Annotated in this window: 21 protein-coding genes, 1 pseudogene and 1 riboswitch; of the genes and pseudogenes, 12 read left to right on the top strand and 10 right to left on the bottom strand. The window is 57.4% G+C overall.

Features of this window, described 5'->3' with window-relative positions; genetic code table 11:
• Positions 1 to 735: 735 nt before the first annotated feature.
• Positions 736 to 903, bottom strand: a pseudogene (locus FJU30_RS24465) (cysteine ABC transporter permease); the annotation flags it as partial.
• A 274-nt stretch (positions 904 to 1177) separates the two neighbouring features.
• On the opposite strand from FJU30_RS24465, the gene metA reads away from it, so the two are divergent.
• From metA to aceK, 4 genes are all read left to right on the top strand, one after another.
• Entirely contained in the window at positions 1178 to 2107 is a 930-nt protein-coding gene (gene metA / locus FJU30_RS24470) for a homoserine O-acetyltransferase MetA (protein WP_150437576.1), read from the top strand.
• Positions 2108 to 2365: 258 nt separating this feature from the next.
• Positions 2366 to 3964, top strand: a complete 1599-nt coding sequence (gene aceB / locus FJU30_RS24475) for a malate synthase A (protein WP_150437577.1) — start codon at positions 2366 to 2368, stop codon at positions 3962 to 3964.
• Positions 3965 to 3990: 26 nt separating this feature from the next.
• Entirely contained in the window at positions 3991 to 5298 is a 1308-nt protein-coding gene (gene aceA, locus FJU30_RS24480; protein ID WP_150437578.1) for an isocitrate lyase, read from the top strand.
• A gap of 37 nt (positions 5299 to 5335) precedes the next feature.
• Positions 5336 to 7075: a bifunctional isocitrate dehydrogenase kinase/phosphatase gene (gene aceK, locus FJU30_RS24485; RefSeq protein WP_150437579.1), complete on the top strand. Its 1740-nt coding sequence runs from the start codon at positions 5336 to 5338 to the stop codon at positions 7073 to 7075.
• Between the two features lie 10 nt (positions 7076 to 7085).
• Here the strand turns inward: aceK and iclR are convergent, their stop codons facing one another.
• The gene (gene iclR, locus FJU30_RS24490; protein ID WP_150437580.1) at positions 7086 to 7919 is read right to left on the bottom strand and encodes a glyoxylate bypass operon transcriptional repressor IclR; all 834 of its coding nucleotides are present in this window, start codon (positions 7917 to 7919) and stop codon (positions 7086 to 7088) included.
• A 252-nt stretch (positions 7920 to 8171) separates the two neighbouring features.
• On the opposite strand from iclR, the gene FJU30_RS24495 reads away from it, so the two are divergent.
• From FJU30_RS24495 to FJU30_RS24505, 3 genes are all read left to right on the top strand, one after another.
• A complete protein-coding gene (locus tag FJU30_RS24495) occupies positions 8172 to 9155 on the top strand; it encodes an AraC family transcriptional regulator (protein ID WP_150437625.1) in 984 nt (327 codons plus the stop codon).
• A 175-nt stretch (positions 9156 to 9330) separates the two neighbouring features.
• Complete coding sequence (foxA, locus tag FJU30_RS24500) at positions 9331 to 11442, top strand: ferrioxamine B receptor FoxA (protein ID WP_150437581.1); 2112 nt, start codon at positions 9331 to 9333, stop codon at positions 11440 to 11442.
• A gap of 512 nt (positions 11443 to 11954) precedes the next feature.
• On the top strand, positions 11955 to 13601 hold the full coding sequence (locus FJU30_RS24505; protein ID WP_150437626.1) for a Na/Pi cotransporter family protein: 1647 nt from the start codon (positions 11955 to 11957) through the stop codon (positions 13599 to 13601).
• Positions 13602 to 13655: 54 nt separating this feature from the next.
• Here FJU30_RS24505 and panS read toward each other — a convergent pair whose 3' ends face one another.
• Both panS and lysC read right to left on the bottom strand, forming a co-directional pair.
• Positions 13656 to 14579: a ketopantoate/pantoate/pantothenate transporter PanS gene (gene panS, locus FJU30_RS24510; protein WP_150437582.1), complete on the bottom strand. Its 924-nt coding sequence runs from the start codon at positions 14577 to 14579 to the stop codon at positions 13656 to 13658.
• A gap of 226 nt (positions 14580 to 14805) precedes the next feature.
• Positions 14806 to 16170, bottom strand: a complete 1365-nt coding sequence (gene lysC / locus FJU30_RS24515; protein WP_150437583.1) for a lysine-sensitive aspartokinase 3 — start codon at positions 16168 to 16170, stop codon at positions 14806 to 14808.
• Positions 16171 to 16288: 118 nt separating this feature from the next.
• A riboswitch (Lysine riboswitch) is annotated at positions 16289 to 16485 on the bottom strand.
• 178 nt (positions 16486 to 16663) lie between these two features.
• Between lysC and pgi the strand changes: the two genes are divergently transcribed.
• Entirely contained in the window at positions 16664 to 18313 is a 1650-nt protein-coding gene (gene pgi / locus FJU30_RS24520; protein ID WP_150437584.1) for a glucose-6-phosphate isomerase, read from the top strand.
• Between the two features lie 167 nt (positions 18314 to 18480).
• Entirely contained in the window at positions 18481 to 18927 is a 447-nt protein-coding gene (gene tnpA / locus FJU30_RS24525) for an IS200/IS605 family transposase (RefSeq protein WP_150437585.1), read from the top strand.
• A 66-nt stretch (positions 18928 to 18993) separates the two neighbouring features.
• On the opposite strand, the gene FJU30_RS24530 is transcribed toward tnpA, so the two are convergent.
• Positions 18994 to 20424 carry a capsule assembly Wzi family protein gene (locus FJU30_RS24530; RefSeq protein WP_150437586.1) on the bottom strand — a complete coding sequence of 477 codons (1431 nt, stop codon included), beginning with the start codon at positions 20422 to 20424 and terminating at the stop codon, positions 18994 to 18996.
• A gap of 486 nt (positions 20425 to 20910) precedes the next feature.
• Here FJU30_RS24530 and FJU30_RS24535 point away from each other — a divergent pair, with 486 nt between their 5' ends.
• The gene (locus tag FJU30_RS24535) at positions 20911 to 21258 is read left to right on the top strand and encodes a DUF4156 domain-containing protein (protein ID WP_150437587.1); all 348 of its coding nucleotides are present in this window, start codon (positions 20911 to 20913) and stop codon (positions 21256 to 21258) included.
• 35 nt (positions 21259 to 21293) lie between these two features.
• On the opposite strand, the gene epmB is transcribed toward FJU30_RS24535, so the two are convergent.
• A complete protein-coding gene (gene epmB / locus FJU30_RS24540) occupies positions 21294 to 22322 on the bottom strand; it encodes an EF-P beta-lysylation protein EpmB (protein ID WP_150437588.1) in 1029 nt (342 codons plus the stop codon).
• A gap of 39 nt (positions 22323 to 22361) precedes the next feature.
• On the opposite strand from epmB, the gene efp reads away from it, so the two are divergent.
• Complete coding sequence (efp, locus tag FJU30_RS24545; protein ID WP_150437589.1) at positions 22362 to 22928, top strand: elongation factor P; 567 nt, start codon at positions 22362 to 22364, stop codon at positions 22926 to 22928.
• A gap of 419 nt (positions 22929 to 23347) precedes the next feature.
• Positions 23348 to 23479, top strand: coding sequence for an entericidin A/B family lipoprotein (locus FJU30_RS24550; RefSeq protein WP_150437590.1), 132 nt, complete (start codon positions 23348 to 23350; stop codon positions 23477 to 23479).
• Positions 23480 to 23554: 75 nt separating this feature from the next.
• Here FJU30_RS24550 and frdD read toward each other — a convergent pair whose 3' ends face one another.
• Genes frdD through frdA form a run of 4 tightly spaced genes read right to left on the bottom strand, consistent with a single transcriptional unit; the run spans position 23555 to position 26858 of the window.
• Positions 23555 to 23911: a fumarate reductase subunit FrdD gene (gene frdD, locus FJU30_RS24555; protein WP_150437591.1), complete on the bottom strand. Its 357-nt coding sequence runs from the start codon at positions 23909 to 23911 to the stop codon at positions 23555 to 23557.
• Between the two features lie 14 nt (positions 23912 to 23925).
• Entirely contained in the window at positions 23926 to 24321 is a 396-nt protein-coding gene (gene frdC, locus FJU30_RS24560; RefSeq protein ID WP_150437627.1) for a fumarate reductase subunit FrdC, read from the bottom strand.
• Between the two features lie 13 nt (positions 24322 to 24334).
• A complete protein-coding gene (locus tag FJU30_RS24565; protein WP_150437592.1) occupies positions 24335 to 25069 on the bottom strand; it encodes a succinate dehydrogenase/fumarate reductase iron-sulfur subunit in 735 nt (244 codons plus the stop codon).
• Positions 25062 to 26858: a fumarate reductase (quinol) flavoprotein subunit gene (gene frdA / locus FJU30_RS24570; protein WP_150437593.1), complete on the bottom strand. Its 1797-nt coding sequence runs from the start codon at positions 26856 to 26858 to the stop codon at positions 25062 to 25064. Before frdA ends, FJU30_RS24565 begins: the two co-directional genes overlap by 8 nt.
• Positions 26859 to 26966: the final 108 nt, after the last annotated feature.

Below are 26966 nucleotides of genomic sequence, written 5' to 3' on the forward strand. Positions count from 1 at the left end.
GAAAACGGGCGGCGAGCGGGGCCCGGTCGCCTGACGGACCTCAGGGCGTCTGACGGCGCAGCCAGGCGGCAATAAAGGCGGCGACCTGCGGCCCGTCGCAGATATCCAGCCAGGGAAGCCCGCAGGGGCAGGGCTCATCGCTGACGATGGCCAGGGTATGGCCATCGTCGGGCAGGCCGCTGAATGGCCGGCCTGCCGCGGCGCGGTACAGCAGAAGCTTCGCTGCCGACTCATGCCTGAGCCCCTCAGGGGGTATCCGGTTTTTGCTGCGCCGGGCACAGCGGACGCCTTCGCGTGACAGCCACCGGTCGCAATCAATGCCCCTGGCGCCACTCTCCTGCGCTGGTTGCCTGTCACCTGGTCTGCCGCGCGCCGGCCGGCGTCATTCGCAGCGGTCCACCCGGCGTACCGATATCCATCTGATGACGGGTGTGCCTGACCAATCCGGTGCGCATGCCCTGGCCTGGCGGGTTACAACGGGGCTCACTTTTTGGGGCCGGGCAGTCTTGTCCTGTCTTCAGCGCTGCAGATGACGCTGATAATGTTTTCCCCCCCGGGCCTGAGATGGCTGCAGGGCGGCGCTGCCCGTCCATACGCAAAGCACGATCCGGCTTAACGTCCTGTCTTCTGCGCTGCAGATGACGCTGATAATGTTTTTCCCCCCAGGCCTGAGATGGCTGCAGGGTGGCGCTGCCCGTCCATACGCAAAGCACGATCCGGCTTAACGTCCCGTGTTCAGCGCTGCAGATGATGCTGATAATGTTTTTCCAGCCGGGCCTGCAGATGACTCAGGACGGTGCTGAACATCAGATAGATCAGCGCCGCTTCAATATACAGAATCCGTGGTTCATAGGTCACGGAAACGCTCTGCTTCGCCGGCATAAACATCTCCGGCACGGTAATGGCCTTTACTGCCGTTGGGCGCGATGCTGGCAGCGACACGCCCTGTGTGGGAAATATCACGTGCTGTTCGCTGAGTCTTTGGCTCTCTGTATACTCATACTTTGCTATATCTTCCATTCTTTATGCTAATCAGGAATATGTTTATCAGCTTCCTGATGAAACATTTTCACCCTGGCGTTGTTTCCTCGACTTTTGCGGTAAAAATCGCTATCTTTGGGCATCTGGAAGTCTAAACGTATAAACATATAAACGTATGCTTTGAGGATATAAGGTTATGCCAATCCGGGTTCCTGATGAGTTACCAGCCGTCAGCTTTTTGCGTAATGAAAACGTCTTTGTCATGACGTCGTCCCGTGCAAAAACGCAGGAGATTCGTCCCCTAAAGGTACTGGTACTGAACCTGATGCCGAAAAAAATTGAGACGGAAAACCAGTTTTTGCGTTTGTTGTCCAATTCACCGTTGCAGATCGATATTCAGCTTTTACGCATCGACAGCCGGGAGTCGAAGAATACGCCTGCCGAACATCTGAATAATTTCTACTGCAACTTTGAAGATATTCAGGAGGAAAACTTCGACGGATTGATTGTCACCGGCGCTCCGCTCGGGCTGGTTGATTTCTGCGATGTCGCATACTGGCCGCAGATTCAGCGCGTAATCCACTGGGCGAAGGAGCACGTCACCTCGACCCTGTTCGTCTGTTGGGCGGTGCAGGCCGCGCTGAATATTCTGTACGATATTCCTAAAATGACGCGGCGCGATAAGCTCTCCGGCGTCTATCCACATCATACCGTGCAGAAGCACGGGTTGTTGACGCGCGGTTTTGATGAAACCTTTTTAGCGCCGCATTCCCGCTATGCCGACTTCCCGGTCGATGTGATCCGCGAACACACCGATCTGGAGATGTTGGTTGAGTCGGAACAGGCCGGCGCCTATCTGTTCGCCAGTCGGGATAAGCGTCTGGCATTTGTCACCGGTCATCCGGAATACGATGCGTTGACGCTGGCGAGCGAGTATTTCCGCGATCTTTCCACCGGTCTGGACCCGGTATTGCCGGAGAACTATTTTCCGGACAACAACCCGGAGCTGACGCCGAAGGCCACCTGGCGTAGTCATGGCCATCTGCTGTTTATTAACTGGCTGAACTACTATGTCTACCAGATTACGCCGTATGACCTGCGCCGGATGAATCCAACGCTTGATTAGTGCCTCGTTTACGCTTTTTCCTTACAGGACGCGATTCAGCGTCCTTTTTTATGCCCGCCGCTGTCTGATTCTTATATTGAAATTAATTACCGAACACTACTTTAAAATAATTATTTATTTTTCATTATGATAAATGCATTTTTCATTAAAAATGGAAATTGTTTTTGATTTTATTGAAAGGATGATTACGCTTAAATCTGACGGCTAAAAAGGCCGGATCATGCTGTTTGCCCTCCGACGATCTACAGGAGCTATGACATGACGCAACAGGTAATAAGTCAGACGCTGGCATTTAACCAGCGCTTTGGTGAAGCGGAACGACAGGTGTTAACTCAGGAAGCCGTCGACTTTCTGGCCGAACTGGTCAGTCAGTTTACCGTCCGACGCAATAAGCTGTTGACCGACCGAAAAGTGGTGCAGCGGCAAATCGACGACGGAGCGCTGCCAGACTTTTTTTCGGAAACAGCTTCCATTCGTAATGGCGAATGGCAGATTAGCGCAATACCGGATGATTTACAGGATCGCCGGGTGGAAATTACCGGCCCGGTCGAACGTAAAATGATCATCAATGCGTTGAATGCCAATGTGAGGGTGTTTATGGCCGACTTTGAGGACTCGCTGTCGCCGTCCTGGGACAACGTGATCGACGGCCAGCTCAATCTGCGCGATGCGGTAAAGGGCACCATCTCCTATATCAATGGCGCGGGAAAATTGTATCAGCTGAAACCCGATCCAGCCGTCCTGATCTGCCGGGTTCGCGGTCTGCATCTGCCGGAAAAGCACGTGAGCTGGCAGGGGGAGGCTATCCCGGCCAGTTTGTTCGATTTTGCGCTCTATTTCTTCCACAATTATCGGGCGCTGCTGGAAAAAGGCAGCGGTCCTTATTTCTATTTGCCTAAGATGGAGTCCTGGCGCGAGGCCGCCTGGTGGAGCGATGTATTCAGCGCCGCGGAAGAGCGTTTTGCTTTGCCGCGGGGAACGATTAAGGCTACGGTGCTGATCGAAACTTTACCTGCCGTCTTTCAGATGGATGAGATCCTGTACCATCTTCGCCATCATATTACCGGACTGAACTGCGGGCGCTGGGATTACATTTTTAGCTATATCAAAACGTTGAAGCACCACGCCGATCGCGTACTGCCGGACCGGCAGGTGGTCACCATGGATCAGCCCTTTCTCGATGCCTATTCCCGTTTGCTGATTAAAACCTGTCACCGACGCGGCGCCTTCGCCATGGGCGGTATGGCGGCGTTTATTCCGGATAAGGATCCACAGCGTAATAGCCAGGTGCTGGACAAGGTGCGCCAGGATAAAGAGCGTGAAGCCGGCAATGGGCACGACGGAACCTGGATCGCGCATCCCGGCCTGGCCGATACCGCGATGGCGGTGTTCGATCGCGTGTTGGGCGAACGGCGTAATCAGCTGGAAGTGATGCGCGAGCAGGATGCGCCGATCGATGCGCGGCAACTGCTGGCGCCTTGTCCCGGTCAGCGTACGGAACAGGGCATGCGAGCCAATATTCGCGTCGCGCTGCAATACATTGAGGCCTGGATCTCCGGCAATGGCTGCGTACCGATTTACGGTCTGATGGAGGATGCGGCCACGGCGGAGATTTCCCGCACCTCTATCTGGCAATGGATCCGCCACGGCAAAACGCTCAGCGATGGACGGCAGGTGACAGCGGCGCTGTTTCGCCAGATGTTGTCCGAAGAGCTGTTGGTGATACAGCAACAGCTCGGCGCGGCGCGTTTCAGCAACGGGCGCTTTGCCGAAGCCACCAGTCTGATGGCGCGCATCACCACCCAGGATGAGCCGATCGACTTTTTGACCTTATCGGGTTACTCACTGCTTGCTTAATGCGCGAATGAAAAAGGAGTCTGACCATGACAACGTCTCGTACCCAACAGATCGAACAGCTGAAGCTTGAATGGCAAAAACCCCGCTGGCAGGGGATCGTTCGGCCTTATAGCGCGCCAGAAGTGATTGCGTTGCGCGGGTCGGTCAATCCCGCCTGTACGCTGGCGCAGCTCGGCGCGGCCAGACTCTGGGCGCTGCTGCACGGAGAGGCGCGCAAAAGTTATGTCAACTGTCTCGGCGCCCTGACAGGCGGTCAGGCCTTACAGCAGGCGAAAGCCGGTATCGAGGCGGTCTATCTGTCGGGCTGGCAGGTAGCGGCCGATGCTAACCTGGCCGATAGCATGTACCCGGATCAGTCGCTCTATCCGGCTAATTCGGTACCGGCCGTCGTTGCGCGCATCAATAATACCTTCCGCCGCGCCGACCAGATCCAGTGGGCTAACGGCATTGACGTTTCTGATGCGCGCTACATTAACTACTTCCTGCCGATTGTGGCCGATGCAGAGGCGGGTTTTGGCGGCGTGCTCAACGCTTTTGAATTAATGAAAGCGATGATCGAGGCCGGCGCCGCCGCCGTGCATTTTGAGGACCAACTGGCGTCGGTGAAGAAATGCGGGCATATGGGGGGTAAGGTATTAGTGCCGACTCAGGAGGCGATCCAGAAACTGGTGGCCGCTCGCCTGGCCGCCGATGTGCTGGGCGTGCCGACGCTGCTGGTGGCGCGCACCGACGCCGACGCGGCCGATCTGCTGACTTCGGACTGCGATGCCCGTGATAAGGACTTTATTACCGGCGAGCGAACGGCCGAGGGTTTCTTCCGCACCCGGGCCGGGATTGATCAGGCGATCGGCCGCGGGCTGGCTTATGCGCCTTATGCCGATCTGATCTGGTGCGAAACCTCCACGCCGGATCTGTCGATGGCGCGTCGTTTCGCCGAGGCTATCCACAAGCAGTATCCCGGCAAGCTGCTGGCCTATAACTGTTCGCCGTCATTCAACTGGAAAAAGAATCTGGACGATAAAACGATTGCTTGTTTTCAGGATGAGCTGGCGGCGATGGGTTACAAATATCAGTTCATTACCCTGGCCGGCATTCACAGCATGTGGTTCAGCATGTTCGATTTGGCCCATGCCTATGCGCAGGGCGAAGGGATGAGGCACTATGTAGAAAAAGTGCAGCAGCCTGAATTCGCCGCATTGCAGCAGGGATACACCTTCTCCTCGCATCAGCAGGAGGTGGGGACAGGCTATTTCGACAAAGTGACGACCATTATTCAGGGCGGCGCATCGTCAGTAACCGCGTTAACCGGTTCGACGGAAGAGCAGCAGTTCTGAACGGGGCCGTCGTCCTTCAGCGTCGCGGGAGGAAACGATGCATAAGCTGGAACAGCTGGTCGCCCGGACGATTCTGCAGGGGTTTGACGCTCAGTACGGGCGTTTTCTCGAAGTGACGTCCGGGGCGCAGCAGCGTTTCGAACAGGCTGACTGGGCGGCGGTGCAGCAGGCGATGAAAGCGCGTATTCATCTGTACGACCAGCATGTCGGGCTGGTGGTGGAGCAACTGCGCAGCATGGCGTCCCACCGCGTCGACGATCCCCGCTTTCTGGCTCAGGTCAGGGTAGCCTATCAAACCCTGCTGCCCGGTTATGCGCGTTTTGAAATCGCCGAGAGCTTCTTTAATTCGGTCTACTGCCGGTTATTCAATCATCGTCATCTGACGGCTGAACGGCTATTTTTGTTTAGCTCTCAGCCGGAGCAGCGCTTCCGCGAGATTCCGCGCCCGCTGGCGCGGACCTTTTATCCCACGCCCGACTGGCGCAGCGTGCTGGATAAGCTGTTGAACGGGTTACCGTTGCGTTTGTCGTGGGAGGATCTGTCCCGCGATATCGCCTGTATCGTCGAGGTTCTGACGCAGACCTACTCCGTCTCCCGTTTGAAGCGGGGGCGGCTGCAGGTGGTGAATGAACTGTTTTACCGCAACAAGGCGGCCTGGCTAGTCGGCAAGCTGTGCCTGCCCGACGGCGTCTTTCCTTTTCTGCTGCCGATCCATCACAACGAGCAGGGCGGGTTGTTTATCGATACTTGCCTGACCAGCCAGCCGGAGGCCAGCATCGTCTTTGGTTTCGCCCGCTCTTATTTCATGGTGTATGCGCCGCTGCCGGCGGCGCTGGTCGCCTGGCTGCGGGATATTCTGCCGGGAAAAAATACTTCCGAACTGTACATGGCCATCGGCTGCCAGAAGCATGGCAAGACGGAATATTATCGCGAATATCTGCATTACCTGTCCGCATCCGATGAGCAGTTTATCGTGGCGCCCGGCGTGAAAGGCATGGTGATGCTGGTGTTTACTCTGCCATCCTTCGATCGCGTCTTTAAGGTGATCAAAGACCGCTTTGCGCCGCCGAAGGAGGTAAATGCCCGGCGGGTGCGGCAATGCTATCAACTGGTCAAAGAACACGATCGGGTGGGGCGTATGGCGGATACTCAGGAGTATGAAAACTTTGTTATTGAGAAGGCGCGCATCAGTCCTGAATTGATGGCCGCGCTGCGGCGCGACGTGCCGGATAAGCTGGAAGATCGCGGCGATCATCTGATCATTCGCCACCTGTATATGGAGCGGCGCATGATACCGCTGAATTTATATCTGGAGCAGGCCGACGATCAGCAACTGCGCGATGTGATCGAGGAGTATGGCAACGCGATTAAGCAACTGGCGGCGGCCAATATTTTCCCCGGCGATATGCTGTTTAAGAATTTCGGCGTGACCCGGCATGGCCGGGTGGTGTTTTATGATTACGACGAGATCTGTTACATGACGGACGTGAATTTCCGCACGATTCCGCCGGCACGTTATCCGGAGGATGAGCTGTCGGCCGACCCCTGGTATAGCGTTGCGACCGACGATGTTTTCCCGGAAGAGTTTCGCCATTTCCTGTGCGGCGATGTCAGGATACGCAAACTGTTTGAGGAAATGCATAGCGAGTTGTTCAGCGCCGATTATTGGCGCGGGCTGCAGCGGCGCATTCTTGCCGGACATGTGGAGGATGTGTATGCCTACCGGCGGTGCAAACGCTTTCATCAGCGCGAGAGCGTCGTTGCGCGCCGCGCCTGAGGCGACGCAGCTACAAACGCGTGGCGCCGTACTGCCAGGTCACCTCTTTGGCGGCCTTGATCACCAGCGCGCCCAGTTCGGTCACCCGAGCGTCGGTAATGCGCGAGAGCGGGCCGGAGATCGAGATTGCGGCGAAGGGTTGATGGTGCTCGTCCAAAATGCAGGCCGCCACGCAGCGCAGGCCCAGCGCATGTTCTTCGTCGTCAAAGGCATAGCCCTGGCGGCGAATCAGCGCCAGATTGTCCTTCAACTGGCCGGGGGAAGCCAGCGTATGGCCGGTGTAGCCGTGTAACCCTTTTTTATGCAGCAGCCGGGTCACCTGCTCGTCGGGCAGGCTGGCCAGAAAGGCTTTGCCGGCGCCGGACGCATGGATCGGCAGGCGGCCGCCGATCGGCGCGGACATGCGCATCAGCGCCGTACACTGCACCTGATCGATGATTGTGGCCTGGAAATCGCTGTGGTCGAGCACCGCCAGGTTAACCGTTTCGCCCGAGTCCTCCATCAGCTTTCTCAGTAGCGGATGGACTAACGTCAGCAGGTTGCGGCTTTGCAGAAAACTGCTGCCGACGACGAAAGCGTGGGCGCCGATGGTCCACAGTCCGAGATCGCCGACCTGGCGCACAAAGCCCTGTTGCTGCATGGTGGTCAGCAGGCGATGCGTGGTGGAGTTGGGCAGGCCGGCCTGCTGCGCCAAATCCGTCAGCGCCACGCTGCCGTTGGCTTTGGCGATATATTCCAGCAGCGTTAAGCCTCGGGTCAGTGACTGAACCTGCCCGGCGGGCTGCGCGCTGGCGCGCGCCGTCGCTGGTTTTTTCCGTCGTTTAGCGGGATCTGCGGCAGGCATAAGACTGGCTCCTGTTGATTATTATGGAACTGATTTTCGTTTTTTAAATCGGGATTGCAACCCTCTCTTGCTACTGTACGCCAGAGTTGCGAGTCGGGCCGCTAATTTATGGCGTTGCGGGGGGAATCTGGTCGCCTACGGAATAATGAGAATTGTTATCAATTGTATTGCCGCCCGCGGAGGGCGGTGATACATTGTGCCGATGTCTGTTTCCGCCGGACTCATCGGGCCTGATGGTTATCCATGCTGAATATGATCAATCCTTCCTCTCTCGTGACGGACGCTCGGCATTTTTCGGTCGAGGATTTTCTCGGTTTTGGCGAACGTTACGGTATCGCTTACCGTTTTCCCACACTGTCATCCGCCATCGATCGCCATAAAGAGAAACGCATTGTGGTGCAGGGCGCGATAGAAGAGATGACGCTCGCCTCGGGGCTCTGTCTGACCAGTTCCAGCGTGCGGGTGCTGCAATCCTATGAATCGACCTCGCTGCAGGTCTCTCCGCTATACGTGCTGGTGGTCATCGAAGGTTGCGTGGCGATCCGCCTCGGCGGCCGGCAGTATGTCGTGCGCCCCGGAATGGCGCTTTGTACCCGGCTGGGGCAGCAATTGACGCTGAGCGCCAGTCAGATGGCGGACCAGCATCTCAACACGCTGACGCTGGCGATAAATCCCGCCACTTTCCGGCCGGATCCGGCGCTGAAGAGCTTGCTGCATGCCTGGGCGCGGCATAGCGCCGGCCCGGCCAGCGTCTGGCCGCTGCCCGGCTATTTGCTGTGCGGCATTCAGCAGACGCTGACGACGGCATCCTGCGACCTGGCGCGCAGGATGATGCTGGAAGGGCTTATGCTGCAGTTGCTGGCGCATTGTCTGCCGCCGGGGGCCGCGGCGCAGGAAAAGAGCCATGGTCTGTCGCCGGGCGAACAGCGGCGGCTGGAAAGCGTACGCCAGCTATTGCAGCAGCAGCCGGAGAAAGACCACGCACTGCCCGAGCTGGCCCGCGCGGCGGCCATGAGCTCCAGCAGCCTGCGCACTAAGTTCCGCCAGAGTTATGGCCAGTCGGTGTTCGATTATCTGCGCGACTGCCGCTTAAATCTGGCCCGGCGTTACCTGCAGCAGGGCTATAGCGTGCAGCAGGCAGCCTGGCTGTCGGGGTATCAGCACGCGACGAATTTCGCCACCGCCTTCCGCCGGCGTTACGGTATTTCCCCCAGCGCTATCCGGGAAAACGCTTAACGAGCCGCTGCATTCATGCGGCGGTCATCGTTTCCCCGGCGTTTTCCGTCGCTTTAGCCGGCAATATCCGCATTTTGTTATCCCTCATACGCAAGCTGTCATCAGGCATAGTTCAGTCGCGCGCAAAAGCTGTAACAATTCTTATTTACAAAAACAGGCATGGTGGAGAGACTTCATGTTGAAAAAAACGCGGCTGGCGCTGATGACGGGGATAATCGCCGGTGGTTTTACCGTAACGGCGCTGGCGCAGGAGGAGGATACCGCCTCCCGGTCCGCTAAAAAAAATGACACCATCGTGGTCGAACCTCAGGTACAAAGCGGGGCGACTAAGCTGGCGACGCCGGATATCGAGACGCCGCAGTCCGTTTCCATCATCACGCGCGAGCAGATGCAGGAGCAGGGGGCGGTTAGCGTGCGTCAGGCCGCCGGCTATACGCCCGGCGTGTTCAACAATCAGATCGGCGCCTCTAACCGGTTCGACTATCTGGTGCTGCGCGGCTTCTCGGACGGCAGTCTGGATAACGTTTATCTGGACGGACTTAAACTAATGGGCGACACCAACTCCTACAGCTCGCTGACCATCGATCCCTGGCTGCTGGAAAGTATTGAAGTAGTGCGCGGCCCGGCTTCCGTGCTGTACGGCCGCGCGTCGCCGGGCGGCATTGTGGCGCTGAATTCGCGCCATCCATCATTTGAGCGCAGCGGGCAGATCCGCCTGACGGCGGGCAACAACAGCCAGCGCAGCGCGGCGATCGATGTGACCGGCCCGCTGGACGATGACGATCGCCTGGCGTTCCGCCTGGGCGCGATCGCCCGCGCGGCGGATACCCAGTTCGGCCCGGTGAAAGAGGAACGCTATGCTATCGCGCCCAGCCTGCTGTGGCGCATCTCCGATACCACCCGTCTGGAACTGATGGCCTATCTGCAGCAGGACCCGGAAGGGGGCAGTCACTCCGGTTTGCCGTATGACGGTACGGTGGTGGCGCATAATGGCCGCCGCATTTCTAATACCTTCTATGAGGGGGAGGAAAATTACGAAAAGTTCGAACGCAATCAGAAAATGGTTGGCTATGATTTCGAACACGCGTTCAGCGATAACCTGAGCGGGCGCCAGCGGCTGCGCTATTTGAAGAGCAAGGTTAAAATGGATCAGGTCTACGCCTACGGCTGGAATACCGACACTACGCTCAATCGCTACTATTCGGGCGCGGACGAAGACATGTCCGCTCTGACGCTGGACAACCAGCTGGACGGCACTCTCAATACCGGGCCGGTCGACCACCGTCTGCTGGTTGGCCTTGACTACCAGCAGCGTGACAACGACGTCGCCTGGTACTCCGGCGCCTTCCCGTCGATTGACGCCTTTAATCCGGTCTATGGGGCTGAACCCACCGCCTTTTATCCAGCGACCCGGGCCCGGCACGAACTCAGGCAGACCGGCGTCTATCTGCAGGATCAGATGACGTGGGATCGCTGGCGCTTCACGCTGGGCGGGCGTTACGATCAGGTCCGGATCGCCAACATCGATCAGGATAGCGGCCGGCGCAGCGCGCTGAAAAAGAATCACATCAGTTCGCGCGCGGCGTTGCTTTACCTGTTCGATCAGGGTTTCGCGCCTTATGTCAGCTATTCGACCGCCTTTACGCCGACCAGCTTCGTCGACACTAACGGCGATATTCTGGAACCGATGCAGGGCAAACAGCTGGAGGCCGGGCTGAAATATCAGCCGCTGGGATCGAACAGCCAGTACAGCATATCGGTATTCCGCATCAATCAGAAAAACGTAGCCACCAAAGAGCAGCCGACCGATCCCTACCAGTCGATTGGCGAGATACAGTCCGAAGGAGCCGAACTGGAGGCTATCACCTATCTGAACGACAACCTGCGCCTGCAGGCCGCTTATACCTATACGGATATTCGCTATAAGAAGAGCAGCGACGGCACCCAGGGCAACCGCGCGGTGTACGCGCCGCGCAATCAGGCCAGCCTGTGGGCCAGCTATGACGTCAACCAGGGGCCGCTGGATGGTCTGACGCTGGGCGCCGGCGTACGTCATGTGCGCGGTATTACCAGCGATCGAGCCAATACCCATACCTTGCCGTCGTACACGCTGGTCGATGTGGCGCTGGGCTACGATCTGTCCAGCGTCGGCCTGAAGGGGGTGAAAACCCAACTGAACGTCAATAATCTGACCAACAAGAGCTATATCGCCGCCTGTAACTCGCTCGACTTCTGCTACTTTGGGGCAGAGCGCAGCGTGGTGGCGAGTCTGTCCTACTCATTCTGATCGTCCGATCGCAGCGATGGATGGCCGGAGCGCGCCCCGGCCATCAGCCCGTCAATAGCGCCCGATGAATGCGTCCACGGCTGGTCGAGGGTTATGAGTATGACCTGATTGATCCGGCTAACGATAAGCCCGTGCCGTTACCGTCGGCGAACGTAATCTCGCCGGCTCCAAACGGAGCCGGACCGCGCGTTTTCATATCCTCCCGCCTTTGGCTGCAGATTATCGCTGCGGCTTATGCTTTCCGTTTTTTCTACAGGGGCAGGGCGAATATTCCTGTGTGGCTGGCGATGGAAGGCGGGCCGCTTCGGTCATGGACGACGCTGCGGAATGTTCTCATATCGCGGCTGAAACAGGATTATCGAGCTAAGCTTTACTAAACGTATATAAAATAAAAGATAAAAACGTGCCCGAGCGATTTTCGCCCCGGTCAGCCATGGCCGCACGTTGTCCCGCGCTTATGCGCCAGAGCGGGGCAATGGGTTAACTTCAGGCGTTATGGAGTGTTTTATTCCGTGTTGACGTTGCTGCATTTACTGTCTGCCGTAGCCCTGCTGGTGTGGGGAACGCACATTGTCCGCACCGGCATCATGCGGGTGTATGGCGCCAGCCTGCGGCGGGTGCTGAGCGATAGCGTGGCGAAAAAACCGTTCGCGTTTCTGGCCGGCATTGGCGTGACCGCGCTGGTGCAAAGCAGTAACGCCACGGCGCTGCTGGTTACCTCATTTGTGGCGCAGGGGCTGGTGGCGTTGGCCCCGGCGCTGGTGATTATCCTCGGTGCGGATGTCGGCACCGCGCTGATGGTGCGGGTGTTGACGTTCGATCTCTCCTGGCTGTCGCCATTGCTGATTTTCCTCGGCGTGATCTTTTTTCTGGGGCGTAAACAGTCGCGCATCGGCCAGATTGGCCGGGTCGGCATCGGGCTGGGGCTGATTCTGCTGGCGCTGGAAATGATCGTCGGCGCGGCCACGCCGATTACTCAGGCGGCGGGTGTGAAGGTGCTGTTCTCGTCGTTGACCGGCGATATTCTGCTGGATGCGCTGATCGGCGCGTTGTTTGCCGTGGTCAGCTACTCCAGTCTGGCGGCGGTATTGTTGACCGCCACGCTGACCGGCAGCGGGGTCATTTCGTTCGAGGTGGCGCTGTGTCTGGTGATCGGCGCGAATCTCGGCAGCGGGTTGCTGACGATGATCAACGCCAGCACGCAAAACGTGGCGGGACGCCGTGTGGCGCTGGGCAGCCTGCTGTTCAAGCTGCTGGGCTGTCTGGCGATACTGCCGCTGGTCAATACCCTTTCCCGGCAGTTGGTCAGGTTGCCGATCAGCGATGAGGAGCTGGTGATCTATTTCCATCTGTTCTACAACCTGGCGCGCTGCCTGCTGCTGGTGCCGTTCGCCGATGTGATGGCCCGTCTGTGCCAGGCGATGATCGGCGATACGGTGGAGGCCGACAGCCGACTGCGGCCTCGCCACCTGGATAACAGCATGCTTGATACGCCGGCGCTGGCGCTGGTCAATGCGGCGCGCGAAACGCTGCGCATCGGCGATGTGCTGGAACAGATGCTGAGTTTGCACCGCAATGTGCTGCACGGCCAGGCCATGCAGCGGCGCGAGGTGCGGCGGCTGGATGACGATGTGGACGCGCTGTACACCGCCATCAAGCTCTATCTGGCGCAAATCCCGAAGGAAGACCTGGGCGAAAGCGATTCGCGTCGCTGGGCGGAAGTGATTGAAATGGCGCTTAATCTGGAGCAGGCGGGGGATATCGTCGAACGCATGGCGGACGATATCGCCAACCATTCGCTGGCCGAACGGCGCATGTTCTCGCCGCAGGGCATGAAAGAGCTGGAACAACTGCAGGAGATGCTGGTGGCGAATTTGCGTCTGGGACTGTCGGTATTCTTATCGCAGGATACGCCGAGCGCGAAGCGCTTGCGACGGGCCAAACACCGTTTCCGAATTCTGAATCGGCGTTACGCGCACGCGCACGTGGACCGTCTGCACCGTCAAAACGTACAAAGTCTGGAAACCAGCTCACTGCACCTGAGTTTGCTGGGCGATATGAACCGGCTGAATTCGCTGTTTTGCGCAGTGGCTTATAGCGTCCTGTCGATCCATCACGACGGCGAAGACGAACGGGAAGAGCAGGTCGTCACGCTCTGAATCGGCGTGCGGCTTTCGCGGCGGGCATGACGCGCCGGCCGCGAAAGCGGCGTATTACTTCTGCTTCTCTTCCAGTTTCTTGCCCGACCAGTAGCCGGCCAGCAGGGAACCGGACAGATTATGCCAGACGGAGAACAGCGCGCCAGGCAGCGCGGCGAGCGGCGAGAAGTACATTTTTCCCAGCGTGGCGGCCAGACCGGAATTCTGCATGCCGACCTCGATGGCCAGCGTGCGGCAGGTCGATTCGTCAAAGCCGAACAGGCGGCCGCCCCAGTAACCGCACAGCAGGCCGATGCCGTTGTGCAGAATCACGGCGATGATAACCACCAGACCGACCGAGGCGATATGGCTCTGGCTGCCGGCCACGACGGCGCCGATAATCGCCAGGATAAATACCATGGAGAACAGCGGCAGCAAGGGTTCGATACGTTTGACGAACGAACTGAAAAGGTGGTGGATGATCAGACCGGCGCCGATCGGGATAACCACGATCTTCAGAATGCTCAGCAGCATGCCGACGACGTCGACGCTAATGGCGGCATCCACATACAGTCGGGTAAGCAGCGGGGTGGCGAATACGCCGACCAGCGTGGAAACCGAGGAGATGGTGACCGACAAGGCTACATCGCCCTTAGCCAGATAAATCATGACGTTGGAGGCCGTACCGCTGGCGACGCTGCCCACCAGCACCATGCCGGCGGACAGATCGGGCGGCATGTTGAACAGATGCGCCAGCGCCCAGGCGGCCAACGGCATGACCAGATAGTGCAGGAAAGTGCCGGCTGCGACCGGCGCCGGACGAGTCAGCACGCGTTTAAAGTCGCCGAAGCGCAGCGTCACGCCCATGGTGAACATGATCAGCATCAGCAGGTAGCTGACGTATGGACCAATGCCGGTAAAGCTGGTCGGCGTGTAGTAAGCCAGTAACGACAGTAAAACGGCCCAGAGGGGGAATAAGCGGGTTAATTTTGCCAACATGGTTTGTTAGTTCCTGAGCAGGCGGATGAGCAAAGGTGAAAATATGCCGGAGGGCGGGGCTAAGCACTGAGACCGCCGGCAACAATAGCCGGACATCATACTGGGATTGGCAGCGGGCATCCAGCGTCCAACGCGTTGGATGCGTCTATGGCGTCGTTAACGGCGTTTTATAGCACGCCGCCGCGGGCGGGAAAGCCGGCGGCGGCGCGGCAGGGGAGGTCGTCAGTTATTCAAACAGGCTGCCGTGCAGCGTGCGCACCACCCGTTCCGCGTCTTCGCCGGGCACCAGGAAGCACAGGTTGTGGCTGCTGGCGCCGTAACAGATCAGGCGGATATTGAACGGCTCCAGCACGCCAAACACCTCTTTACCGACGCCGCAGGCCTGCGACAGTTCATTGCCGATCAGCGCCACCAGCGACAGATTTTCTTCCACCTGCACGCGGCACAGGGAGGACAGTTCGGTTAACAGCGAACTGGAGAGCAGACTGCCGTTGGTCGAGGTGGAGCCGGTCGTGTCCAGCGTCAGGGCCACGTTGACTTCCGAGGTGGTGATCAGGTCGACGGAAATATTGTGGCGCGCCAGCGTGTTGAAAACTTCGGCCAGAAAACCGCGCGCGTGCAGCATATTCAGGCTGTGCAGCGTCAGCAGGGTTTGCCTGCGGCGCAGGGCCAGCGCGCGGAACAGCGGCGGGTTGTCGGTCTGGTTGCAGACCAGGGTGCCGCCGGCGGCCGGATCTTTGCTGGAGCCGACGAATACCGGGATATCGCTGCGTACGGCGGGCAGGATGGTGGCCGGATGCAGCACTTTGGCGCCAAAGGTCGCCATTTCCGCCGCTTCTTCGAAGGTGATCTGGTCGATGCGTTTCGCCGCAGGCGCCACGCGCGGATCGGTGGTGTAGATACCGGGCACGTCGGTCCAGATATCAATGCGGCTGGCGTTGAGCGCTTCGCCGAGCAGCGCGGCGGTGTAATCGCTGCCGCCGCGGCCCAGAGTCGTGGTGCGGCCTTTGGCTTCGCTGCCGATAAAGCCCTGGGTGATGATCAGACTTTGCGCCAGACGCGGCTGCAACAGGCTTTGGGTTAGTTCGTTGAGCGCCGCGCAATCCGGTTCGGCGCGACCGAAGCGGTCGTCCGTGCGCATAATCTTACGCACATCGAACCATTCGGCGGCGATGGCGCGCTGGCGCAGAATTTCCACGAACAGCAGCGTGGACATCAGTTCACCGTGGCTGACCAGCTCATCGGTCAGCGCCGGCGAGGTGGCCAGCGCCGCCGCTTCGGACAGCGTGGTGATATTCTCCAGCATCCGGTCGATCTCTTCGCGGATGACCGCGGCGCTATCCAGACGGTCGATGATGGCGTACTGAATACGGCGGATATTCGCCAGGCTGTCGGCGCGCTGTTCGGCGTTGCAGCCTTCGGCCAGCGCGACCAGCAGATTAGTCACGCCGGCGGAAGCCGACAGGACGACGACGCGCACCGCCGGGTTAGACAGAACGACATCGGCGCTGCGATTCATCGCGTCATAATCCGCGACGCTGGTGCCGCCAAATTTGGCAATAATCAGTGAGTTGTTGTTTGTTGCAGACATTTCAAAGAAACCTCGTGTCAGGGGCGCTAATTTTGCAGTTAGCTGTCCATTTATCAGCCTTGGCACAAGGAAAGAGCGGTAAGCAGGGAGCAGGCGTAGAAATAAAGAAAACTACGGTACACCCAGAAGCGCTCCACCTTGCTGTACACCCGCGCAGCGCGTGTACCCTGGTGACAACCCAGGGGATTCAGCCCCTGTGGTCGATGCAGTGAATACCGTTGTTCACTTCATCTCGGCGCCGCTCCCCCTCGGATATCATCACTGGATAACGGCTCCTCTGATATCTTACCTGGGCAACGCTCCTCTTCTGGCTTGAGAATAACCCTTCGGCATACTCAAGTAGCCCATTAGAAATAGCGGGTTATTTCGCGACTGTCAATCGACAACGGCTGAGGGATTTTCATTTAGCAAGAAAAGACCCACAACGGCGGCATTACGGGATACAATCTGTTCGTTGCTTTCTGATTTCATTATTAAAGGTAAGAGCGTTGTTATGAAAAATATCAATCCATGTAAAACTGCCGCATGGCAGGCATTGCAGCAGCATTTTTCGGCCATCAGGGATGTGCAAATTCGCGATCTGTTTGCTCAGGATAGTGACCGTTTTTCTCATTTCTCCGCCACTTTTGACGATCAGATTCTGGTTGACTACTCCAAAAACCGGATTACCGCCGAGACGCTGGAGAAACTGCAGGCTTTAGCGAAAGAGACCGATCTGGCAAGCGCCATTAAGTCGATGTTCGCCGGCGAGAAGATCAACCGTACCGAAGACCGCGCCGTGCTGCACATCGCGCTGCGTAACCGCAGTAATACGCCTATCGTGGTGGACGGCAAGGATGTGATGCCGGAAGTGAATGCGGTACTGGCGAAGATGAAGTCATTCAGCGAACGCGTGATCGGCGGCTCATGGAAAGGTTATACCGGTAAAGCGATCACCGACGTGGTGAATATCGGCATCGGCGGTTCCGATCTGGGTCCTTACATGGTGACCGAGGCGCTGCGCCCGTATAAAAACCATCTGAACATGCACTTTGTGTCCAACGTCGACGGCACGCATGTCGCTGAAACGCTGAAGTCGCTGAACCCGGAAACCACGCTGTTCCTGGTGGCCTCGAAAACCTTCACTACCCAGGAAACGATGACCAACGCCCACAGCGCGCGCGACTGGTTCCTGAAGGCGGCCGGCGATGAAAAACACGTCGCCAGCCACTTTGCCGCGCTGTCGACCAATGCTAAAGCGGTGGGCGAGTTCGGTATCGACGTCGCCAATATGTTTGAATTTTGGGACTGGGTTGGCGGCCGCTACTCGCTGTGGTCGGCGATCGGTCTGTCGATCGTGCTGTCGATCGGTTTTGACAACTTCGAACAGCTGTTGAGCGGCGCGCACGCCATGGACCGTCACTTCAGCACCGCGCCGGCGGAGAAGAATCTGCCGGTACTGCTGGCGTTGATCGGTATCTGGTATAACAACTTCTTCGGCGCCGAAACCGAAGCGATTTTACCTTACGACCAGTATATGCACCGTTTTGCCGCTTACTTCCAGCAGGGCAATATGGAGTCGAACGGTAAATATGTCGATCGCAACGGTCAGCCGGTGAATTACCAGACCGGGCCGATCATCTGGGGCGAACCCGGCACTAACGGCCAGCATGCGTTTTATCAGTTGATCCATCAGGGTACCAAGCTGATTCCGTGTGACTTTATCGCGCCGGCGGTTAGCCATAACCCGCTGGGCGACCATCACAACAAGCTGCTGTCCAACTTCTTTGCCCAGACCGAAGCGCTGGCGTTCGGCAAATCCCGTCAGGATGTTGAAGCCGAGTTCGCGGCGGCCGGTAAGTCCGTTAAGGACGTGGAGCATGTGGTGCCGTTCAAAGTGTTTGAAGGCAATCGCCCGACCAACTCCATTCTGCTCAAAGAGATCACGCCTTACAGCCTCGGCGCGCTGATTGCGCTGTATGAGCATAAGATCTTCACTCAGGGCGCGATCCTGAACATCTTCACTTTCGACCAGTGGGGCGTGGAGTTAGGCAAACAGCTGGCGAATCGTATTCTGCCTGAGCTGTCTGGCGCGGAACAGATCAGCGCGCATGACAGTTCGACGAATGGGCTGATCAATCGCTTTAAAAACTGGCGTGCCTAAGCTCGTCTGAATAAAAAACGGGCTGAGTTATCTCAGCCCGTTTTTTATTATCACTCTTAAACCACCTCCTGTGGAGGTGGTGATCGTTCCTGTGGGGCTTTGCCCGCAGGATGCTCATGCTAAATACTGCCCCAGTTTGTTACCAGCAAATCAAGGGGGTAAATAGCATGAGCAGATACGGATCCGCTTCACACGGATTCCATCGCTGTCAGTATCATCTCGTCTGGACCCCGAAGTACAGAGACAAAATCCTTAAAGGCAATCTCGGGAAAGATCTATACCCAGGCATTTATGTTTATTGCAGTATGAAGAAATGCACGGTTGTAGATCTCAATGTGCAGAGAGGTCATGTGCATTTGGTGGCGAGAACAGCGCCGGGCCTGAGTGTTTCAGACCTGATGGGTTTTGTGAAAGGACGAACAGCGATAAGGCTGTTCGCAAAATTTCCCTGTCTGAGAAAGAAAAAATTGTGGGGAAACCACTTCTGGCAAAGAGAATATTTCGTGGACCCGGCAGGCGCGAACGAAGAGATTATTCGCAGATATATCAGGTATCAGGACAAAGTAGCGAAAGCGGAAGCGGAAAGACACATGCAACCGGGGTTGGAAGAATAGTGTTGAAGCCCCCTGTTAGGGGGCCGTGTCAAAGCCGCCTTGTATGAAGGCGGCCCTGTGCTTCGGTTACAGATTGATTGGGATTTCGATGCCCACACCGGCGCCGACATCGTCGCTGGTGCTGTGGTCGCTGTCGGTATACCACAGTCTGGTATCAAACTTCACTTTCGACTGGAAGTCGTAGCCCCAGCCCAGTTCGATGCCCTTCAGCGTATCGGCGCGTGGGAACGCCTGATTGATTCTTTGGTTGCGCGGGTTAACCTTCGCGTACATCATGCGCGTGCTCCAGCGCTGACCGTCGTCCAGCGCCAGTTCCACCCGGCCGGACAGGGTTTGCGCATCGCCGCCCGCGGCGTAGCCTAAAGGATAGCCCTGTTGATAATAGCCGTCCGTGTAGATGTGGTGAGCATAGGTATAGCCGTCGCTGTTGCCGCTGGCGCGGGTATCGGCGGTCTCAATACTCCAGTTAATGGTCGAGGTGCCCCATTCCGGGTGGCCTTCGAGACCCAGCAGATAGGAATTACGCGAGGGCAGAAAGCCGGCCTCGTCCTCCCCGACTAACTGACCGTACAGGCTGACGGGGATACCGATCAGCGGCTGCATTTTCAATTTGAAATCGAAACCGGCCAGCTGGTTGCCTGGCTCATCCGCGGTGCCGGTATTGTCCTTGCCGGCAACGCCGTCCCAGAACGAGCCCCACGAGCGGGGACGGCCCTGCCCGCCCCACTGCATAACGCGCGACGCGCCCAGTTCGACGAAGTTGGTGGGCATCATAGTGAAACGACCGCCAATCAGTTTAGCGTCAGGCACGGCCGAGTACTGTTCCAACTGACCGGCGGAGATCTGATACTGCCAGCGGCCAATCCAGGACAACCAGGGCGTTTCGAACGGCGACTGATCGGCGCGCTGTAGGATAAAGCCGGTCACCGGTCGGGCGGAGTCGGAGCGAATCAGGCTGCCTTCATAGCCGGGGCCCCACCACTGAGAAACCTTACCGAACGATAACCACTGATTGAACACTTTTACCGCGCCGTAGGAGCCGTCCATATTCCAGCGCGAGCCGTCGCTGATCCGCTGATCGCCTTCAACCGTCCCTTTAAGATTGACGTCCCAGAACTCATCGCTGGCGCCGGCCGCCACGGATAAGGCGTGATCGCTGGAGTGGCGGTCTGCAAAACCCTGCGGCAGGCCGGGCTTATCCGTCGACGTATGGGCGCTCAGACGCACATTGGCTTTCAGATCGCTTACCTGGCGCTGAACGCGAGTGATTACATTTTTTTCGGCCTCGGTGACCGGTTTCGCCTGGGCAAGGACGGAATCGATCTCTTCCTGACTGAGCGGCCAGGTCGACAGACTCACATTGATAACGCCGCGATCCGAAAGCCAGGCGAGGTCATTACGTAATGCGTTATCGGGGGCGACCAGGCCCGCGGCCTGACTGGCGGACAGATAAAAAAGCATACTGGCGCCCGCCAGCAGAGTCAGTCTTGTGCGCATTGTGTTGATTTCCTTTGTATTATTAAAATTTATTTCTACTCTTGTTTGTTTGCCCGGCTCGTTTAAGCGTAGATTGAATTCAGGAGCGCGACAAATATACCCAAGGGATTTAAGGTTGCATAAAGGCGACATACCCGCAGCCAGAGGATTCCGGATGCAAAAGGACGACCCTTTATAGTGATAGCACGAATAATACAGTGATTAATCTTGTTTAAACAACGCCGATCACTTTTTAAGAAAATGCCTGGAAATATTTTATTGTTTGTATTTCCGCAATATTCATACCGGCGACCGCAGGCCGTGCGCGACGGCGCGCACGGCGGAGCCGCAACGGCATGGCGTAACTATTCGCGCGGCTTGAAATCTATCGGCTATATGCCATGCTGGGCACGGGCATTTATCCGCGCTAAACGTTAGCATCATGAGCGCAAGATACCGTCGGCCGACCGGCTGGGCGGAATAATAACTGAGTCACGGAGAGGAAAAATGCGAATCGCGATACTATGCGGCGCTGCCGCAGCATTATTATTGCTGGCGGGCTGTACCACGACCAAACAGCCCGTGAGCGCCGCCGCGCAGGCGGTCGCCTTTACTGATAAGCAACCTGGCGCCGAATGTCGGCTGCTGGGCCAGGTTACGGGAACTCAGTCTAACTGGCTGTCCGGCCATAATGAGGGCCAGTCGACGCGCGGCGCAGAGAGCGATCTGCGTAACAATACCGTCGCGATGGGCGGCAATGTGGTTTACGGCGTGACGACGCCCAGCGAAAACTTCTGGTCGAGTTTTGCCCCGCTGGATACCAAAATGCAGGGACAGGCTTATCATTGTCCTTAAGACCGCGTAGCGCCGGCCCGGGAGTGGCGTCAGCGTTAATCCTGCGCCATGCCTAAATCCAGCGGTGTTTTGCTGGCTTCGCCGCCGATCTCGCGCGCGAGGCGCGGCACCAGATAGCCCGATACGCGCGTTAACAGCGTTTTAATCAGCATGCGGGCTTCATTATCATCGACCAGAAAATGGGCGGCGCCCTGTACCTTATCCAGCACGTGCAGATAATAGGGCAGGATGCCCGCGTCAAACAGCGCATGGCTGAGCGCGGCCAGCGCGTCGGCATCGTTATTCACGCCGCGCAGCAGCACGCTTTGATTGAGCAGCGTGACGCCCGCCCGGCGCAAGCGGCGCATGGCCTGGCGCAGGTCGTCATCGATCTCGTTCGCGTGGTTGATATGGGTGACCAGGATAATCTGCAGACGGGAAGCGGCGAAGCGCCGGCACAGCGCCTCGGTAATGCGCGCCGGAATGACCACCGGCAGCCTGCTGTGAATACGCAGGCGCCGGATATGAGGGATCTGCTCGATCGCGTCGATCAGCCAGTCCAGCTCATGATCTTTGGCCATCATCGGGTCGCCGCCGGAAAAAATAATTTCATCCAGTTCGCCGTGCTGGCGGATGTAGTCCAGCGCCAGCCGCCAGTTTGTTTTATTGCCCTGATTATCCTGATAGGGGAAGTGACGGCGGAAACAGTAACGGCAATTCACCGCGCAGCCGCCCTTTACCAGCAGCAGCGCGCGATTATGATATTTGTGCAGCAGGCCCGGCACCACGCTATCCTGTTCTTGCAGCGGGTCGGGGCTAAAGCCGGGCGCGGCGAAAAACTCCTCCCGCGCGGTTAAGACCTGAAGCAGCAGCGGATCCCGGGCATCGCCTCTTTGCATGCGCGCGGCAAAAGCCCTGGGCACGCGCAGGGGGAAAAGTTTTCTGGCATCGCTCCCTTGTCGCAGTATCGGATGGTCGTTCAGCGCCAGAAGGCGCAATAATTCCTCCGGATCGGTAATTACGTCCGCAAGTTGCTGCAACCAATCTTCTCTGGAAGGGGTATTTAGGGTTACAATGTGTGCCATTTTTTGGCTTCGTATCAGTATCAAATTTAGAGGGCCTTTATGGCGACTTATTTTAGCAACGATTTCCGTTCCGGTCTTAAAATCATGTTCGAAGGCGAACCTTACGCCGTTGAATCCAGTGAATTCGTCAAGCCGGGCAAAGGCCAGGCGTTCGCACGCGTGAAGATGCGTCGTTTACTGACCGGAAAGTTGATCGAAAAAACCTTCAAATCCACCGACTCCGCCGAAGGCGCCGATGTGATGGATATGAACCTGACTTACCTGTACAACGACGGTGAGTTCTGGCATTTCATGAACAATGAAACGTTCGAACAGCTGGCCGCCGATGAGAAAGCCGTTGGCGACAACGCGAAATGGTTGCTCGACCAGGCTGAATGTATCGTAACGTTGTGGAACGGTCAGCCGATCTCCGTAACGCCGCCGAACTTTGTTGAACTGGAAATCGTCGATACCGATCCCGGCCTGAAAGGCGATACCGCAGGTACCGGCGGCAAACCGGCTACTCTGACCACCGGCGCGGTCGTTAAAGTTCCGCTGTTTGTGCAGATTGGCGAAGTGATCAAAGTCGACACCCGCTCCGGGGAATACGTCGCTCGCGTTAAATAATGTCTTGTTTTAAAAAACCGCCGCCATTATGGCGGTTTTTTTTGCCTGAAACCGGCCAATTTCTTCATTAATATAAAAAATGTCACGCCACAATTAATATTGACTACGCTTAAAGGGCAGTGTTTCTTAATCATTATACCCTTGATACTTCAGGCTGCAGGTGTGTCGGTTTTGTTCCTCGCCCTTGCCGGGCCGCCGCCAGAGGCGTTCAAATCTGCTCCCGGCAGATTTGTCGCTCGCTCCGGTCGCATACTGCGGTAAGTGACCGGGGATAAATGAGAGACATCCTGTCTCTCACCGAAGGCCAGCCGTTGGCTGGACAAATTCGTTGCCGACGAATTTGTCGCTGCGCCACCGCCTTGCTGCAATTCGAATTATTTGGGGTATAGAAGCCGGTTCTCATACAGAAGGAATTGCTCATGTTGAAGAAAAGTCTTGTCGCTATTTTCTCCGTATTAGTTCTGACGGCCGTGGTCGGATGCAATACCACTCAGGGTATTGGCAAAGATGTTCAGGCCGGCGGAGAAGCGATCCAGCGCAGCGCGCAGTAACCTGTTTCCTGCTGAACGCGGAGCGGGAAGAACAAAACGGCCCGCGCAGGCGGGCCGTGAATGAGGTAGCGTAATTTACAGCGTCACAACGCCGATAATCGCGACTACGCTCAGAATGGCGGCAAGGCCGTAGAATACCCATTTGCCGGCGGGAACATGAATTTTCACATCGTGCATGGCGTGGTGAAGACGGTGTAACCCACACCATATCGGCAGAATAATCATCAGCAGCAAGAAAAGGCGGCCAATAAGACTCTGGCTAAAAGCCGCGATACGTTCGTAGCTCAATGCCTCCGGGAACAGCCCTAACGGCAGCAGGATGCCCACCAGCAGGATGATGACGGGCGAGAAAAAAGCGGTCCACATGCCGCCGGCGCCGAACAATGCCCAGAACGGCGGTTCATCGGATCGTTTTGGCGTTTGATTAATCACGTTATTTCTCCTGGTCAATAGAGTAAGGCGATAGCCAGCACGGCCACCGTGATGATAACGGTGACGAGCCATAACCCCCGCACTATGGGCTCCGGCGCCATTTTTTCATCCTTCACCACGATGATGCTGGCCTTAGGCGCCAGATCAAACCAGGTTTTGGTATGCAGCGCCGCCGCCAGCAGGGCGATGACGTTGATGAGCAACACCAGCGGATTTTGCAGGAAGCCGACAAAGCCCGCCCAGCCTTCCGGCCCGTTTTTTAGCGCGAATACGCCGTACATCAGCACGATACTGAACCAGACCGCCGGCAGCGCCGTCCCTTCCCGTAGCATATAAAAGCGATAGAACCCCAGCTTTTGCCACCAGGTCGGCGACATCTCGCGGACATAAACTTTACGTTTGGATGTCATCATTGTCCCTTCCTCATTGCGGTTTCAACGTGGCGATCATGAAGTCCTTCATGCTTTCGACCTTACCCTGCTGAATCGCGGCGGCAGGATCGACATGCTTCGGACAGACCTCGGAGCAGTAACCGACAAAAGTACAGCTCCAGACCCCGTTGTTGCCATTAATCTGCGGCATACGCTCTTTCTTGCCGTGGTCGCGGTTATCCAGATTGTAGCGGTGCGCCAGCGTGATGGCCGCCGGGCCGATGAACTCCGGATTCAGGCCGAACTGCGGACAGGCGGCGTAGCAGAGGCCGCAGTTAATGCAGCCGGAGAACTGATGGTATTTGGCCATCTGCGCCGGCGTCTGCGTGTTGGTGCCGTCGGCCGGTTTGCGATCGTTGCCGATGATCCAGGGCTTAATCGCTTCCAGGCTTTCGATGAAATGGGTCATATCCACGATCAGATCGCGCTCGATCGGGAAGTTGCCCAGCGCCTCGACGCGCATGCCGTTGGCGTAATCGCGCAGAAACGTTTTGCAGGCCAGTTTCGGCACCTTGTTGACCATCATGCCGCAGGAGCCGCAGATAGCCATACGGCACGACCAGCGATAAGAGAGGCTCGGCGCCAGGTTGTCTTTGATATACCCCAACGCGTCCAGCAGCGACGTTTGCTTGTTGTACGGCACCTCGAATGATTCAAAGTACGGCGCGTTATCCTGTTCCGGGTTATAGCGCATGACTTCTACTGTCAAAACTTGCATATCAGCCATTCGCTTGCTCCTTATTCTTTTTATCCTGATCTTCACCCTCGCCGCCGTATACCCGTTTCGCCGGCGGCAGTTTAGTGATTTTCACATCGCTGTATTCCAGTCGCGGACTGCCGTCCGGGGTGTGGAAAGCCAGAGTATGTTTCAGGAAGTTGACGTCGTCGCGTTCCGTACAGCCTTCGTCCAGCCGCTGATGGGCGCCGCGCGACTCTTTGCGGTTTATCGCCGAGTGCGCCATGCAGTCGGCGACGTCCAGGCTGTGCCCCAGTTCAATGGTGTACAGCAGGTCGGTATTGAATACGCTGGAGTGGTCGGCGATTTTGACGCGTTTGAAGCGTTCTTTCAGCTCGGCGAGTTTATCCGTGGTCTTCTGCATCAGATCGGTGGTGCGGTAGATGCCGCAGCCTTCTTCCATCGACATGCCCATTTCGTCGCGGATTTTCGACCAGCTTTCCGTTCCTTCCTGCCGCATCAGATCGTGCAGCCGCTGTTCGACATCTCGGGTTTGCGCATCCAGCGCGCTGCCGTTGGCCGGTTTAGCCGTCATGGCCCATTCCGCCGCGCGTTCGCCAGCCAGACGGCCGAACACCACCAGTTCGGCCAGAGAATTCGAGCCCAGGCGATTGGCGCCGTGCAGGCCGACCGATGAACATTCGCCGATGGCGTACAGCCCCTTAACGCGGGTTTCGCACTGCTGGTCGGTTTCAATCCCGCCCATGGTGTAGTGCGCGGTCGGGCGGATAGGGATCGGCTCCTTGACCGGATCGACCCCGACGTAGGCCTGCGCCAGTTCGCAAATAAACGGCAGCCTCTCTTTCAGTTTCTTTGCGCCCAGGTGGCGCAGATCGAGGTAAACCACATCGCCGAGCGGGGTGGAAATGGTGCGGCCGGCGCGCCATTCATGCCAGAAGGCCTGCGAGACTTTATCGCGCGGCCCCAGCTCCATGTATTTATTTTTCGGCTGGCCGAGCGGCGTTTCCGGCCCCATGCCGTAGTCCTGCAGGTAGCGATAGCCGTCCTTATTGACCATGATGCCGCCTTCGCCGCGGCAGCCTTCCGTCATCAGGATCCCCGAGCCGGGCAGGCCGGTCGGATGATACTGAACGAACTCCATATCGCGCAGCGGCACGCCGTGTCGCAGCGCAATGCCCATACCGTCGCCGGTGACGATGCCGCCGTTGGTATTGTAGCGATACACGCGGCCGGCGCCGCCGGTGGCCATGACCACGGCGTTGGCGCGAATCTGCACCCGGGTTCCTTCCATCATATTGATGGCCACCAGACCGCGCACCTGACCGTCGTCCACCAGAATATCCAGCACGAAGTGCTCATCGAAGCGTTGAATCTGCGGATATTTCAGCGAAGTCTGGAACAGCGTATGCAGCATGTGGAAACCGGTTTTATCGGCGGCGAACCAGGTGCGTTCGATTTTCATGCCGCCGAAACGACGTACGTTGACCGACCCGTCGGGTTTACGGCTCCACGGGCAGCCCCACTGTTCCAGCTGAATCATTTCCTGCGGGCAGTGCTGGACAAAGTAGTCGACCACATCCTGTTCGCATAACCAGTCGCCGCCCGAAACGGTGTCGTTAAAATGGTAGTCGAAGGAATCGTGATCCTGAGTAACGGCGGCTGAACCGCCTTCTGCAGCCACGGTGTGGCTGCGCATAGGGTAAACTTTTGAGATAAGGGCAACTTTCAGTTGAGGATTAGCTTCCGCGGCAGCGATTGCTGCGCGCAGTCCTGCGCCTCCGGCCCCGATAATGGCTAAATCGACGTTAAAGGTCTGCACTGCATTCCTCCAGTTACATAAGTTAAATAAATTAAAATAATAAATAATGTGTGTTGATTATATGTCTGTAAATATTTTCCTGATTATTAATGGAGCCGCTTTTTGCCA

This window comes from Affinibrenneria salicis (genome assembly GCF_008710095.1).

What these genes read in the sequence shown, in the direction of transcription:
- metA (WP_150437576.1), top strand. Translation starts at nt 1,178, where the DNA reads ATGCCAATCCGGGTTCCTGATGAGTTACCAGCCGTCAGCTTTTTGCGT.
- aceB (WP_150437577.1), top strand. Translation starts at nt 2,366, where the DNA reads ATGACGCAACAGGTAATAAGTCAGACGCTGGCATTTAACCAGCGCTTT.
- aceA (WP_150437578.1), top strand. Translation starts at nt 3,991, where the DNA reads ATGACAACGTCTCGTACCCAACAGATCGAACAGCTGAAGCTTGAATGG.
- aceK (WP_150437579.1), top strand. Translation starts at nt 5,336, where the DNA reads ATGCATAAGCTGGAACAGCTGGTCGCCCGGACGATTCTGCAGGGGTTT.
- iclR (WP_150437580.1), bottom strand. Translation starts at nt 7,919, where the DNA reads ATGCCTGCCGCAGATCCCGCTAAACGACGGAAAAAACCAGCGACGGCG.
- FJU30_RS24495 (WP_150437625.1), top strand. Translation starts at nt 8,172, where the DNA reads ATGATCAATCCTTCCTCTCTCGTGACGGACGCTCGGCATTTTTCGGTC.
- foxA (WP_150437581.1), top strand. Translation starts at nt 9,331, where the DNA reads ATGTTGAAAAAAACGCGGCTGGCGCTGATGACGGGGATAATCGCCGGT.
- panS (WP_150437582.1), bottom strand. Translation starts at nt 14,579, where the DNA reads ATGTTGGCAAAATTAACCCGCTTATTCCCCCTCTGGGCCGTTTTACTG.
- lysC (WP_150437583.1), bottom strand. Translation starts at nt 16,170, where the DNA reads ATGTCTGCAACAAACAACAACTCACTGATTATTGCCAAATTTGGCGGC.
- pgi (WP_150437584.1), top strand. Translation starts at nt 16,664, where the DNA reads ATGAAAAATATCAATCCATGTAAAACTGCCGCATGGCAGGCATTGCAG.
- tnpA (WP_150437585.1), top strand. Translation starts at nt 18,481, where the DNA reads ATGAGCAGATACGGATCCGCTTCACACGGATTCCATCGCTGTCAGTAT.
- FJU30_RS24530 (WP_150437586.1), bottom strand. Translation starts at nt 20,424, where the DNA reads ATGCGCACAAGACTGACTCTGCTGGCGGGCGCCAGTATGCTTTTTTAT.
- FJU30_RS24535 (WP_150437587.1), top strand. Translation starts at nt 20,911, where the DNA reads ATGCGAATCGCGATACTATGCGGCGCTGCCGCAGCATTATTATTGCTG.
- epmB (WP_150437588.1), bottom strand. Translation starts at nt 22,322, where the DNA reads ATGGCACACATTGTAACCCTAAATACCCCTTCCAGAGAAGATTGGTTG.
- efp (WP_150437589.1), top strand. Translation starts at nt 22,362, where the DNA reads ATGGCGACTTATTTTAGCAACGATTTCCGTTCCGGTCTTAAAATCATG.
- FJU30_RS24550 (WP_150437590.1), top strand. Translation starts at nt 23,348, where the DNA reads ATGTTGAAGAAAAGTCTTGTCGCTATTTTCTCCGTATTAGTTCTGACG.
- frdC (WP_150437627.1), bottom strand. Translation starts at nt 24,321, where the DNA reads ATGACATCCAAACGTAAAGTTTATGTCCGCGAGATGTCGCCGACCTGG.
- FJU30_RS24565 (WP_150437592.1), bottom strand. Translation starts at nt 25,069, where the DNA reads ATGGCTGATATGCAAGTTTTGACAGTAGAAGTCATGCGCTATAACCCG.